The sequence below is a fragment of the Streptomyces sp. NPDC031132 genome, assembly GCF_055570595.1.
The window spans coordinates 1-12,687 of the sequence record NZ_JBVIGX010000070.1 but is presented as its reverse complement, the minus strand read 5'-3'; the positions used below and the strand labels follow the sequence as shown (position 1 = coordinate 12,687).

Annotated in this window: 9 protein-coding genes and 4 pseudogenes; 5 read left to right on the top strand and 8 right to left on the bottom strand. The window is 64.8% G+C overall.

The genetic code is table 11. The annotated features are described in order from the left end of the window. Positions 1-102 precede the first annotated feature (102 nt). Positions 103-851: pseudogene (locus ACZ49B_RS38575) on the bottom strand (transposase). A 209-nt stretch (positions 852-1,060) separates the two neighbouring features. On the opposite strand from ACZ49B_RS38575, the gene ACZ49B_RS38570 reads away from it, so the two are divergent. The 3 genes from ACZ49B_RS38570 to ACZ49B_RS38560 all read left to right on the top strand — a co-directional run bounded on the left by ACZ49B_RS38570 (position 1,061) and on the right by ACZ49B_RS38560 (position 5,045). Continuing rightward, positions 1,061-1,486: an NADPH-dependent F420 reductase gene (locus tag ACZ49B_RS38570; protein ID WP_468315850.1), complete on the top strand. Its 426-nt coding sequence runs from the start codon at positions 1,061-1,063 to the stop codon at positions 1,484-1,486. Positions 1,487-1,873: 387 nt separating this feature from the next. Next, the gene (locus tag ACZ49B_RS38565; RefSeq protein WP_468315848.1) at positions 1,874-2,911 is read left to right on the top strand and encodes a hypothetical protein; all 1,038 of its coding nucleotides are present in this window, start codon (positions 1,874-1,876) and stop codon (positions 2,909-2,911) included. Between the two features lie 13 nt (positions 2,912-2,924). Beyond that, the gene (locus ACZ49B_RS38560; RefSeq protein ID WP_468315845.1) at positions 2,925-5,045 is read left to right on the top strand and encodes a M14 family zinc carboxypeptidase; all 2,121 of its coding nucleotides are present in this window, start codon (positions 2,925-2,927) and stop codon (positions 5,043-5,045) included. A gap of 624 nt (positions 5,046-5,669) precedes the next feature. On the opposite strand, the pseudogene ACZ49B_RS38555 reads toward ACZ49B_RS38560, so the two are convergent. The 5 genes and pseudogenes from ACZ49B_RS38555 to ACZ49B_RS38535 all read right to left on the bottom strand — a co-directional run. Next, a pseudogene (locus ACZ49B_RS38555) lies at positions 5,670-5,993 on the bottom strand (DNA polymerase III subunit alpha); the annotation flags it as partial. Between the two features lie 9 nt (positions 5,994-6,002). Then, positions 6,003-6,432 (bottom strand): annotated as a pseudogene (locus tag ACZ49B_RS38550) (IS5 family transposase); the annotation flags it as partial. 57 nt (positions 6,433-6,489) lie between these two features. Then, positions 6,490-7,074, bottom strand: a complete 585-nt coding sequence (locus ACZ49B_RS38545; RefSeq protein WP_468315842.1) for a GNAT family N-acetyltransferase — start codon at positions 7,072-7,074, stop codon at positions 6,490-6,492. A gap of 375 nt (positions 7,075-7,449) precedes the next feature. After that, positions 7,450-7,587 carry a hypothetical protein gene (locus ACZ49B_RS38540; RefSeq protein ID WP_468315839.1) on the bottom strand — a complete coding sequence of 46 codons (138 nt, stop codon included), beginning with the start codon at positions 7,585-7,587 and terminating at the stop codon, positions 7,450-7,452. 23 nt (positions 7,588-7,610) lie between these two features. Further along, the gene (locus ACZ49B_RS38535; RefSeq protein ID WP_468315836.1) at positions 7,611-7,976 is read right to left on the bottom strand and encodes a GNAT family N-acetyltransferase; all 366 of its coding nucleotides are present in this window, start codon (positions 7,974-7,976) and stop codon (positions 7,611-7,613) included. On the opposite strand from ACZ49B_RS38535, the gene ACZ49B_RS38530 reads away from it, so the two are divergent. Then, the gene (locus ACZ49B_RS38530; protein WP_468315852.1) at positions 7,887-8,285 is read left to right on the top strand and encodes a hypothetical protein; all 399 of its coding nucleotides are present in this window, start codon (positions 7,887-7,889) and stop codon (positions 8,283-8,285) included. The two genes, ACZ49B_RS38535 and ACZ49B_RS38530, sit on opposite strands and share 90 nt — an antisense overlap. A 265-nt stretch (positions 8,286-8,550) precedes the next feature. Here ACZ49B_RS38530 and ACZ49B_RS38525 read toward each other — a convergent pair whose 3' ends face one another. Continuing rightward, entirely contained in the window at positions 8,551-11,571 is a 3,021-nt protein-coding gene (locus tag ACZ49B_RS38525; RefSeq protein ID WP_468315834.1) for a hypothetical protein, read from the bottom strand. A 143-nt stretch (positions 11,572-11,714) separates the two neighbouring features. Further along, the gene (locus ACZ49B_RS38520; protein WP_468315831.1) at positions 11,715-12,071 is read right to left on the bottom strand and encodes a hypothetical protein; all 357 of its coding nucleotides are present in this window, start codon (positions 12,069-12,071) and stop codon (positions 11,715-11,717) included. Between the two features lie 220 nt (positions 12,072-12,291). Here ACZ49B_RS38520 and ACZ49B_RS38515 point away from each other — a divergent pair. Further along, a pseudogene (locus ACZ49B_RS38515) lies at positions 12,292-12,687 on the top strand (hypothetical protein); the annotation flags it as partial.

The following is a 12,687-nucleotide window of genomic DNA, read 5'->3' as shown; positions in this document are numbered from 1 at the left end:
AGGCTACCGAATGCCGACCCACCCACGTCGGCCCATCGCCAACACCGGTGCACATCCCGTCCGACGGACCGGACAGACCGGACGCGGCGACACTGAGCGTTTTCAGCGTTGCCTCTCCAGAGTGAGGACGGCTTTGGTGATGACGGTCACGCGGTTGGGGCTGACGCGGGATCTGCGGAAGATCTGCCATGACTTCAGCCGTGCCATGCCGCGTTCGACCGGTGCCCTCGCCGCGGCCAGGGCCCGGTTGACGGTGCGCTGGGTGAGGGTAAGTTCACCGCCCGGTGGCCGTTTGAGACCGGTGGTGACCCAGGGGCCGGCGCCCTGGTAGGCGCGGTCGGCGAGGATCGGGACGCCCTGGCGTTCGCAGATCCGGATGATGCGGTGGGTGCGGGCCGCGGTCAGGTCGTGGGTGCGGCCCGGCAGCGCGGGCGAGATCCACAGCAACTCGCCGGCGGGGTCGGTGACGACCTGGACGTTCACGCCGTGCCGACGGTGCTTGGCCGAGTAGTCCGCACGGCTGTCGCCGACGCGGTCGCACTCGGCGAGAGTGCCGTCCAGCAGGACGAACTCGGGATCATGCTCACGCAGAGTCTTGAGCAGGCCCGGGGACCGTTCGGCGAGCAAGCCGATCGCCGCGGTGACGTAGGCGTGGGCGGTACCGACGGATATCCCGAAGCCGGCCGCGATCCGGGTGAGGGTGTCGTGGCGGCGTAGGTACACCAGAGCGACGAGCGCGCGCTGGTGCGGCGGAAGCTTGCACCGCCGGCCACCCTCACGGGCACGATGAGCATGGTGACCCACTCGACCAGGGCGTGAGGGAGGTCGAGTGCGGCAGGATAGGGAACCAACAGGGCTCCTGTGCCGCTTGGTTGAGACGTCGAACACCTCCCCCAACAGCACGGGAGCCTTGTGCGTTGCGGTCCTCACCTCGATCTCGCCAGCCTCACCCGATCAGTGGCCTCGTTGAAAACGCTCAGTGTCGAGGCGTTCCCGGCGGTGGGTGGGGGTGTTGTCTCACTTGGTCTTGTGTGCCGGCGCGGCTGGCGACCTGGTCGTTGTGGCGATCCCGTTCCGCAATGTGCTGCAGATCCCGGTGCAACCCCTGGCCAGCAAGATCGTTATCGACGCGAACAACTACTTCGCTCCACGTGATGGACAGGTCCCCGCAAATGACAACGGGGACACCGCGGCAAGCGAAATGCTTGCCGCACACCTCACCGGCACACGCGTCGTCAAGGCCTTCAACGCCAGCATGGCCGCCCATATCGTCGAGCACGCCCGCCCGTCAGGCGCACCTCACAGACGTGCCATATCGATCGCTGGCGATGACGACCAAGCGAAGCGAGCCGTCACCGAATTCATCGACCAGATCGGCTTCGACGTTGTCGACAGACCCACAGACTCCCCGAAGGTGTCCCGCCACACCTCGAGCGCGACCGTGGCCTCTACAGCCGCCGCGCGTTTCCTCAATTTGACAAGCTAGCGATTCGCGGGAACCTGGGGATGAAGGCGGAAGGAGTCGCCTCGCCTTCCAGTTTGAAGCGGCTGAGGAGCGCTCGGCGGGCTGGCAATTGATCTTTCCCCATCGCAATCTTCACGGGCTACCTTCAGGAGTGTGGCTGAGGTCAGCTGCAAGCCTCCAGAGTGGCATTCATTGCATTGTCGCTTACGCCGCTCGCTGGAAGCTGGAGACGCAGAGCATGACCGGTTAAGTCTGGCTCTTACCCTGCGCCAACGTAGCGTGGTTGTGGTGAATTGGCATGCCGTGCCAAGGAGATGCCTGATGACCGAGGGATCCGCAGCGTCAGGATCGGCAGCGTCTGAGATTGAAGCTCTGCGAGCATCCGCTGACGCCCCTGACGCGAGGGCAGTGCAGATTGCCGGCCTGCTGTCCTCACTCTCCACAACACTCACCGTCAACCATCACCTCGCCGACGCGACAGCTGCAGAGCAGGCTGCCGTCGACATACTCAAGGCACACACGCCGAACCCGGAAGAAATCGCCGCCTACCGATTCGCTCTGGCCGACTCCGAGCGCGAGTTGGCAGTGGCGCTCTGGGCCGAACAACGTGACAGCGATGCCCTGCCCGTAGCACGCGCAGCAGTGACCGACTTTCGGCAAGCCGCAGGAGTCGCTGACGCGAGGGCAGTGCAGATTGCCGGCCTGCTGTCCTCACTCTCCACAACACTCACCGTCAACCATCACCTCGCCGACGCGGTCGATGCTCAGAAGGCGGCAGTGGATGTTTTGCGCGCGCACCCGTCGACCGCGGCCGGTGAGATGGCCGGCTATCGGTTCTCCTTGGCGTCGGGCCTGCATACCCTGGCAATCCGGCTGTGGGCGACGCAACGCGACACGGACGCGTTGGCCGCCGCTCGCGACGCGCTCAGCGGCTACCAGCAGGCCGCGGCCACCTCGGGCACCACCAACTTCATCCAGATAGCCGACTTGTTGGCTGAGCTGTCGTCGGAGCTGACCGGTCACAACCACCTCGCCGACGCAGTCGATGCCACCGCCCAGCGCGCGTCGATCTACCTGCAGCACGCTGACAACGCGCTCCTCGAGGCCGCCTTGGTCGATCTGGCTGGTATCTACGCGCGAGCTCCTGGGCTACGGATTATGCGGGCCGTAATAGCGAGTGCCGACGCGAACCTGTTGGCCTCAGTAATGCGGGATAACGGCAGTAAGATCGTGTCTGAACAAGGCGTGCGACGGGGTCCCGACGGCATACCCCGCGTCGTGTGTTACGCGTCGAATGAGACTCTCGACTTGCTCCGACCCCAGGGTATCACTGTCGACATAATCGCGGACGTCACAACGGCACGTCTATCTCGACGCGATGTGAATGTGCAAGAGAATCGGTTCGCGGATGGCAGCATTCCGGCAGGAGTCGGAGAGTTGATTTAGGGGGTAGGCGAAAATGGACGATCGCTACCAGTACGTCGATGAGGTAGAGACCCTGCTATCCAACATCGCGAGAGACCATCCGTCGACCTGCGAGCTGATCACCTTGGGCAATCTGACGCATAACGGGCGAACATGCCATGCGATCCGACTCAGTAGCGCGCCGGCAGAGAACAGGCCGATCCTCATGCTCACGGGCGGCGTGCACGCCCGGGAATGGGGTAGCTGCGAAATCCTCAACAACTTTATTTCAGATTTTCTGCGAGCCTTGGACAAGAAAGCGGGCCTGCGCTACGGTAATATGTCCTTTAGCCCGGAAGAGCTGCAGAAAGTCTTCGACCAAATTGACATCTTGGTCTTTCCTTTGGTCAACCCGGATGGTCGCCACTGGAGTATGACTCACCAATATGACAAGAACGCCGTTATGTGGCGCAAGAATCGTCGGCCGCCTCCCAATCTGGACAGCAATCCGCCCCCGGCTCCGGAATGTTGGGGTGTCGACATCAATAGAAACTACGATTTTCTCTTCGACTTCGAGAGAGCGTTCTCTCCAGCGGCGGTGGGGAACGTGACGGCGTCGAAGAATCACTGCGAATTTGAACGCTACCAGGGCCCGGAGGCGTTTTCCGAACCCGAGACTCGAAATGTTAGGTCCCTGCTTGATTCCCATCCGTCGATTCAATGGCTTGTCGATGTCCACAGTTTCAGTGAAGACGTTCTCTTCAGCTGGGGTGACGACAACACCCAAACAATCGATCCAACGATGAACTTCCGCAATTCCGCATTCGATGGAAAGCGCGGCATAGACACCGATCTGGAGTATGCCGAGTACTGCGATCCCGCCGATCTGGATACCGCAAAAGCCCTCGCGCAGAGCTTTTCGGGTAGCGCCAGCCGCGTGCGCCAAACACTCTACGGCTCGTTCCAATCCTTTGATCTTTACCCGACATGTGGAACGATCGACGACTACGCCTATTCTCGGCATCTCATTAACCCGAATCTGCGCAAAGTCATCTGCGCTACTGTTGAGTGGGGCAGGGAGTTCCAGCCACCCTGGGAGGAGATGAAGCTCATTATCGCAGACGTGACCGCGGGGCTTCTCGGTGTCTGCCTTCACGTGGCAAACGAAACGACCCCAGCATCTCCGGGTGTTGCTCACGGCATCCCGGCCATGGTTCAAACGTATGGCCCTAGAAACATAAACTTCGAATTCGCGACCCCGCTCGCGGAGGGTGGGATAGACCACCTGCGGAAGCATTATGATCAGCCTTTGGAATCGACTTTTTGGGATATTATCGCGCGCTTCGCCAAAACGGAGGCTGTGGCGGCTCTAAGCATGATTCAAAGCAGAACCGGAAATTTGGAGCTCGTAGCGCGTATCGGCTTTCGCGTTGCCCATTTCTGGTGCGATCCATCGTTCGCGTGGCACGGCCCCACATTTCTCCCCCAGTTCGGTGAAGGTGAAATGAAAGCACGCGGGAATCCCGCTCTCATTCAAGATATGCTTCCACTTGACAATCTTGAAGTTGTCACGCCGATGGCAGGTGGGGGACTCGCCCATTTCGGACGGGGTGATCAAACCACCCCGTGGCATGGACCCAACCTATTCGGCGGAGGTGAACTTGTGGATGCGGTCAGCATGGCCGAGAGCACCTGGGACGCTCGCCCGCTCGAAGTCGTCGCCCGTATCAACGACCGCATCGTCCAATACTCCAGAGCCACAATCGACTCTCCATGGGTTGGGCCAACAACGATCATTTTCCCCGATGCAACCCATAACCCGCCCGTGACACCAGTCGGCAACCCAGCCCTGGTCATACGCCAAGCCGATGACGGTGGACAGTTCGAACCTGTCACGCCTATGACTGGTGGACAGTTCGAACTTGTCACGCCTATGACTGACCGCACTCTGGCTCACTTCACTCGCAACAGCCCCGACGAACCGTGGTCTGACAATCCCACCAAGTTCGGCCAGGAGCAGGAGCACAGGCCGTTCGACGCGGTCACGATGATCGCAAGATGGAACGAACCTGGGACGTTGGACGTCACAGCCCGACAAAGTAGCCATTTCCGGAGATACATCCGAGATCAATCCGGCTGGCGTGAGGACCCACGGAAAGCAGAACCACCGCCCTGACCTCTGCCCGGGCAGGTGTCGAGCAGGCCAGCAGATCGCCGAGGACGAGCAGTTCAGGCCGCAGCTCCATCGCGGACGGCGGCCCGGTTGGGCTGATGCGGGCGAGGGCCACGGCCAGCAGCGTGGCAGCGATCAGGCTGACCAAACTTCAGCGCATCCACACTGGCACTGCGCATCGTGGAAACTGCACGTCAGACGGCCTGGTGTGCGTAGGCGTCGGCAGGCTCGGGCAGGTCCGGGGCGGTAGTCCACCGACAAGATCATCCGTCAGCGGGCGACTTCCCTGTTTCGTCAGCACCAGCAGGGCCCACACCAGCGCAGTCGCCCACCTTGGCTCCATGCGGATCTTGGTGAGGACCCGCCAGTTCTTCAGATGTCTGGCCACGGGTCAGGGGTCGGGTCCGGGCCGCCTTGTAGCCGGTGATCACCGCCGGGGCGGCCTGGGGAGCGCCGTCGTCGAGCCGACGAACCCCAGATCAGCGTTGCCGCCGTCGCCCGCCGCGCGGGCGTGTCCCGCACTGCGCACCGGGTACGCCGTGGTCGGGCTTCAGCCCAACGGGGCCATCTCTCCTGAGGGTCGAGGACACTCCTGCGGGTGGGGGTTGGTGTCTCGTGAGACACACGTCAGCCTGGAGAACCGGCACTGGTGTAGCCGAGGGACTTGAGGTCGGCGGCGCGGCTGCCAGCGGGCTGGAGGTCAACGTACGGGTGCAGGCGCGCGCCGGTGGTTCCGTTCGCCAGGGTCCGGGCGGGGGCGCCGTTCTGCGCGGGGGTCGGGGCAAGCCGGCTTTGGCCGAGAAGGGTGAGGACGACTTCGGGGCCGTGGTCGCGGCGGGCTGCGGCGAGTTCTTCCAGGTTCCAGACCATCTGCCCGACGACGGTGCGGCGCGGGCCGCGGGCTTCGGCGGTGCCGTCCAGCAGCAGCGCGGAGTGGAAGACCGTGTGGGCGACGGAATCGAGCGGAGTTCCGTGGCGGTCAACGATCAGATGGTGTTTGGAGCCGGAACGGGATCGGTCGACGGGCGAGGGGCCAACGTGATCCCCCCTTTGAGAGCCCGGACGTGCGACCCGTCCACCGCACAGTCGTCCAGGTCCAGCAGATCGGCGCGGCGCAACTCAGTCAGCAGGGCGGCGTGCAAGCGGGGCCATACGCCGGCTTTGGTCCAGTCGCGCAGCCTACGCCAGGCTGTGACTCCGGAGCAGCCCACAGTGTCGGTGGGCACATCGCGCCACGCGACACCGGTCCGCAACACGTACATGACGCCTGCGAGGGCCGCCCTGTCCGGAACGCGCAACCGCCCGGGGTAGGGCGGCGCCGTTCTGGAGCGGGCGGAAGCAGCGGAGCCACGCGCTCCCACAGGTCATCCGGAACAAGATCAGCACGCATGCGGACACCCTGCCGACTGAGATCGCCGAGGGCAAGACCGGGGCGCAACTGAACTGCCTATGAGGGCTGTTGGGCGTAGGTCTTGCGCCACTGGTCAGCGGTGCCCCGCTCGCTCATCCCGGCGGCCCGGTAGACGCTTAGGGCGCCTGAAGAGTTGTGGGTATCGACATCGACGCCCACGCTGTGATGGCCACGGTCCCGGAGGAGCCGAAAGACGGTGCGCAACAACTGCGTGCCGATGCCGCGGCCGCGGTAGGCGTCGAGGACTCCGAGCCAGGCGATCCATGCGCGCTCCGACGGGTCGCGGGCGATGACAGCACCCGCGCAGACCCCATCGACCTCGGCCAGCCACCACAGAGCCGCGTCGTGGCCGTCGCGCTGTCGCTGGTCGCGTTCGAACTCGGCGAAGGTACGCCGTCGGTGGTTCCAGTGCCCGTCCAGCGCGTCCTCCAATACGGAGTGGGCAGCGCGCCGGTCCTGGTCATCGGCAGCGAAGCGCAGTCGCACACCGAGGGGCGGCTGAGCCGGTTCGGGGAACTCGGTGGTGTCCAGGTCAATGCTGAGGCGCGTGTAGCTATGCACGATGCTCCAGCCCTCGGCGGCCATGAGGTCATGGGCCGGGCAGTTGGGAAGCTGGAACATGGTCACGGGGGTGTTGGGGTGTGGCGCGTCCCGTAGTACCCACTCGTCGAGCAGGTGAAACAGTGCCCGGGACGTGTCCGTAGCGCCTTCTGTGGGCGTAAGGAGCAGATGCGCCCGGAGTTGGCCAGCTTGCGGTGCTGGATGCAGTGCGACGAAGCCGCTCAGTCGCCCCTCCTCCGACTCCACGACCATTGTCCGCGACGCCACGTCCAGGCCGGGGCTCGCGAGTAGGTCACTTACGTCTGCTCGCGTCGTCTCCCGGCGCCCGATTGCGGCGTGCTCAGCGCGGCCGAAGAGGTTGAAGATCGCCTCGATGTCAGACCCGTTGGCTGCTCTCCAATGCACACGGGCACCGTTGCAGGACCTTGCAACTGTTCACAACTGATATTTGTCGGCGGCTATCTCGGGGACCCGACGCAGCATCGCCCACGGCTCCATACCCGCTATGAACGACGAGCCGGCCTCCACCAGGGCCTGCTCGAACTGGCCTGCAGCCTCATCTGCCTCCGTCACCTGCGCACCTCATTCTGAAACGATTAGTTAGATAGTCCGGTGGGGATACTGCCGTTCAGGGGTGCCGTAGGGCGGTTCAGGCGCCAGATCACGTCGATTCCGCTGTCCGAGGGGGCTGCGGGCGGCGTTATCTGCTCCCGTCGGACTTCAGCGAAGCCCAATCGCGGCGGGATGGCGCCACTGGAGACATTGGCCAGGTCGTGCGCGATTTCCAGGTACTCCACATCCGGCAGGGAGAATGCCTCGTTCGCCAAGGCCGCCGCCGCTCGCGTGGCAATGCCCTGGCCGGTGGCGCCCGGGTGCAGCCAGGGTTCGAACTCGGCTTCGTCGGCGACCGGCTGGCCTCCCTCACCATGACCGTGCCGCCCTGGTCGGTCGGACTTCCCCACGAGGATGCGCCCGACGACCCCAGCGCCGCGACCAACCGATGGGCGTACGCCGCGAGCACCGCGGTCAGCTTCGCTCGGGCCTTTCTCGGTCCACTGCGGTGGATGTCGTCGCAGTGGGCCCCGGCCGCCATCTCCGAGGCGGACTTCACGGTGCACCGCCTCCAGGCCATCCTCGAGGAACTCGGCGACACCACCGCACACCCCCGGTGCGAGAACTGCGGCGGCCTCCAACGCATGGTTGCCGCTGTCCCCGAGTGCCGGGGCTGCTTCGCCTCCGAGCCAGCCACCAAGACCGGGGGCCACGAGTAGACGGCAGCCAGCAGGAGGGGCGCTCTCCGCTGGTTGCCTCCAGGCAATCGCAGTGGCGTGCGCCGAACTTCCGGTTGCCCATAGGCAACCCGGGCCTACGCGCACGCCCCGACAGTCGTGCGCTATTCACTAGTTTCCCCGCGGATGGCGAAGCGGGCCCCGTCTCATCCAGTGGGGCCCGCTTCACCGTGAGCCGACGTACGACCGGCCGAATGTGTCACTTGTTCGCCGACATCCAGGGAATGCGGTCCGTTTGGTGCTGAGCTCAACCGTTGTCCGTCATGCACTGGGCGGCTTTTGCAAGCGCCTCGGGAGCGACCTTCTGTAGGGCGGTCACGCTGACGGCATGCCACGGGCCGAGTGCGAGTGCCTCGGCTAGCAGTTGTCGCCCTTGGCCTGTGGGCCCGTACGCCTTGGCGACGTGGGACAAAACTGCTGTCTGTTGGTGAGGCTCGCTTAAAGTGCGGGCGATAGTCACGGCCGCGCTGGCCAGGATTGGGCCGTACTGACGCCTCGTTTCCTCCGGCACCGAAGCAACGATGGTCGTCAGGGTCAGGGCCTGCTTGCCGGGATATTTGGTGTCCGGAAGTAGGGGGCCCCAGTCCGAGGTCCCGGCCATGCCGAATGCCACAGCAACGTTGGCTACGGCGTGAGCCTGTTTCATAGGGTCCGGGACGGAGCGGGTGAAATCGGCGACGACGCTCTCGAGGTCGCTGGTAGCGGGCCGGCCACCGATATGAGCGAGCACCAGCGCGAGGAGAGACAGAGTCAGCTCGTGCGGGTGTCCCACAAGCGCCCGGGGAGGAGTACGGACGGCGAGGTCGATAGCTCTTTGGAGTTCTCCCGCGTGCGCCAGGGCGACGGCCGCACTTGCCCGCGGGCGAATGGGGGCGTCAAAGCCAGATTCTCCGATGCGGGTGACCTCGTCGGCGAGGTTAATGGCTGTTCGATGCTCTCCGGCCTGGGCCAGGACTACCGCGGCGTCGGCCAGAGCGCGAGTCTGATAGGTCGTGTCGCTGATGCTGCGGGCGAGGCCGATAGCCCACTGGTGTTCACCGGCTTGAGCCAGCGCTACGGCAATCTTGGCCAGTGCCAGAGCCTGAAGGGCCGTGTCGCTGATGCTGCGGGTGAGGTCGATAGCCCACTGGTGTTCGCCTGCGTGAGCCAGGGATACCACGATGCCGGCCAGTGCGTGGGCCTGAACCTTGAGGTCATCGATGCTGCGGATGATGCGGGTGACCTCGTCGGCGAGGTTGATGGCTGTGCGGTGTTCTCCGGCCTGGGCCAGGATCACTGAGACGTCGGTCAAGGCCAGGGCCTGAATGGTCGTGTTGCCGATGCTGCGGGCGAGGTCGATAGCCCATCGGTGTTCGCCTGTGTGGGCCACCAGCACCGCAATGCCGGCCTCATCATGAGCCTCATCCCATGCGCTGCGAGAGTCGCGGGCGATGGTGGCGGCTTCGTCAGCGAGGTCGATAGCCCATTGGTGTTCTCCTCTGTGTGCCAGGAGCACGGCAATCTCGGCCAGCTCGTGAGCCCGGCTGCGCGCTGCGCCGGTGGTGCGGGCGATGTCGACTGCTTCCTCGACGAGCTCGATAGCCCTGTGGCGTTCTCCGGCACGCAGGAGCGCGGCGGCATCACGGGAGAGGCTCCAAACCCGATCATCCCCGTTTGCGGTGTCCTCGGCGGTCCCGAAGTAGAGGTGGATGGGGCCCTCGTCCTCAGGTTGCGGGGTGTCCGCTAGGGGTAGGGCCGGGGCCGGGTCCTCCGAGTAGGGTGCTCTACTGATGCTGTGGAGCTCTGTGGCTTCTCGGGCGAACGCGGCGGCTCTTTCGTACTGCTTCAAGTTATGTGCGAGACGGGCGAGGTCCGTGAAGGCGACGGTCCCCATGTAAGGGTCGAAGGTCCGCGCGAGACTGACGGCACGATCCATCTGTCCGAGCAATCCCCACATGGTGATAAGCGGGAGAGGATATGCGATAGTGCCGTCGCGGAGGGTGTCACGGCGGATCGCAAGGAGGACTGCGCGAGTCAGGTCCGGCCCTTCAGGCTCGGCTTGGTCCAGGAGAAGGGTGAAGGCGGCTGAGACCTCGGTGAGCGCTTCGAGGTCGGAGCCGGAGATATGCCGCAGCAGGTCATGACGCTGCGTGTCTGCTGCCAGATCGGCCAACTGCCGGGCGTCACGGATCTCGCGCAGGAGACGCGGGTACCCCCGCAGCAGATACTCGGGGGTCTCTCGGGGCCAGCCTTGGTCGCGATAGTGCTGGCACCAGCCGCCCAGGCGGAGCCGGTAGTCCCCGAGCTGCGAAGAAGTCATCAACTCAATTGCAGTGCGGTGCAGTTCCTCGTGGCTGAAGAGATACAACTCGGGGAAGAATTCGGGGTCCCAGTGTGCATCGCGGGTGTTGAATGCCCGTCCTCCGACACTGTTCAGCTCGCGCTGCACTAGTCGCGTCGTCGTCTCAGGTTGAACCAGCCGCGCGAGGTCGACCGCACTCAGGCCGCCACCCGCGGCTGCGATCAGGCCCACCAACTGCGCCCCAAGGAAACCTGATTCTATAGTCGCCAACAGGCAGTCCTCAGCCTCTTCGCGGATGGATTCCGCGTCTTCGAACACGGTCAGGGCGTGGTCGATCGAGCGGTCGCGAAGTGGATGTCCCGGTGGGACGTCGCGCGGCACCGGGGGGTGGGGGCGGCCTGCCACCAGGACACGCGCACCATGCGGGGGCTGGGTCGGCAGGAGGGCAGCGATGCTGTGGCAGCTGGGGGCGGAGGTAACGCCTTTGTCCTCATCAAGTCCATCGACCACCAGCACCAACCGCCGCCCCCGTTCCGCGCACGCGCTGGCAACCCGGTCGAGCAGGAGAAGGAGCTGCTCATCGCTGGTGTGGTCAGTCACGGTCGGCTCCGCTTCGCCGAGTAGCTCACACAGCTGCCGCCGGAGGACCTCGCAGAAGGCGGTCCGATCGCTCTGTCCGGCAAGGCGTCCGGTGATGAAGAAGCAGACGACGTCCACTCCGGGCGGTGGGTGGAGGACGAAGTAGGCCATCAGCGCAGTCTTGCCAGCCCACATCGGCGCCAGCCACCGCCAGTACGAGCCCGTGCCGCCTGGCGCGCCTTGGCCATCGTTGTGGTGCTCGTCTGTGTTGGGAGCGGTGCAGAACGCGGCCATCTCGTCCAGTTCTGCCACGCGGCCCTGGAATTGGAATGTGGCCAGACGGCGCACTTGATGCAGGTATCCGGAAACCGCTGGCGGGTCCGGTAGGTGGATATCGCCGATGACCACGCCAGTGTTGTTGAAGGATCCCGGCCCCGCTTGGGCTGAGCCCGTGTTGTTCGCCGAGGTCCGGTCGCCCCTCGCCATACACCCACCCCCGCCGCCGGCAGACGGCATCGACCATGCCACCCGACGCCCTGCCGCACCGGAGGCTACAGCGACTGATACTTGATGCCTGTGTTCACATCCCCCTCGTCCGACTCGGCGGAACCGGAGTTGTCCACAGCCATCGGCCCTGCCGTGACAGCCCCGCTGGCTGGGCGCTGGATGCCGGTGTTCACCGAGCCCCGTCTGGTGCGGCCTCCACCGGTGTTGGAGACCCGCCACCACTCCCGGCTCCCTGACAAGGCCGCGTACATGGTGGCGCCAAGCGCCACCACGCCCACCAGGGCTGAGATCACCCCCGCAACGTTGTTGGCCTGATCCCAGCTCATGAAGGAAAAGACTCCGGCAAGCACTGCGAGGACCAGCCCGGTCACCGCGAGAACCACGCGCTGGCGAGTGTTCATAACGCCATCATGCCCCTGACCGGGCCACCATTACACACTGAACCGCCCCGGGTTTGGTGGTGAACGGAGGGCTCCTGAAGGAGTTGGAGCGGCATGCGCGCGCCTACCGGTCCCTCGCCCACGTGAAGGGCGAGGGCTTCAACCTGCGGTGAGTCTCGTGGTCTAAGGGCGAGCAGATCAACAAGGTGTTGCTTCCCGTTCCGGGGCTCGTTGGTGTGGTATGCGCATTCCAGACGAGATCCGTGATCAACTCTCCGTGAAGTTCGGGGTGTTGTTCCCGCATCTGGACAAGCGGCAGCGGCGGCTGCTGATGGGGACCGAGGCCCGGCTGCTGGGGCATGGTGGCATCCGCGCTGTCGCATGGGCGGCCCAGGTCAGCGAGACGACGGTCCGCAATGGCGTGTTCGAGCTGGAATCCGGCGAGGAACCGTTGGGGCGGGTCCGGCGTCCCGGCGGAGGACGCAAACGGGTCGCCGATCTGGAACCTCGTGGATCGGAGAATCCAACACCCACCCGCCGCGCGCACGTCGGCGAAACTTCTCTGCGCTGGAACGTTCCTGTGATCCATAAGCAGCCCAACGACCCCACGCCGGGGGCCGTGCGCGAGCGCGCGGGA

What these genes read in the sequence shown, in the direction of transcription:
- ACZ49B_RS38560 (WP_468315845.1), top strand. Translation starts at nt 2,925, where the DNA reads ATGGACGATCGCTACCAGTACGTCGATGAGGTAGAGACCCTGCTATCC.
- ACZ49B_RS38545 (WP_468315842.1), bottom strand. Translation starts at nt 7,074, where the DNA reads ATGTTCCAGCTTCCCAACTGCCCGGCCCATGACCTCATGGCCGCCGAG.
- ACZ49B_RS38520 (WP_468315831.1), bottom strand. Translation starts at nt 12,071, where the DNA reads ATGAACACTCGCCAGCGCGTGGTTCTCGCGGTGACCGGGCTGGTCCTC.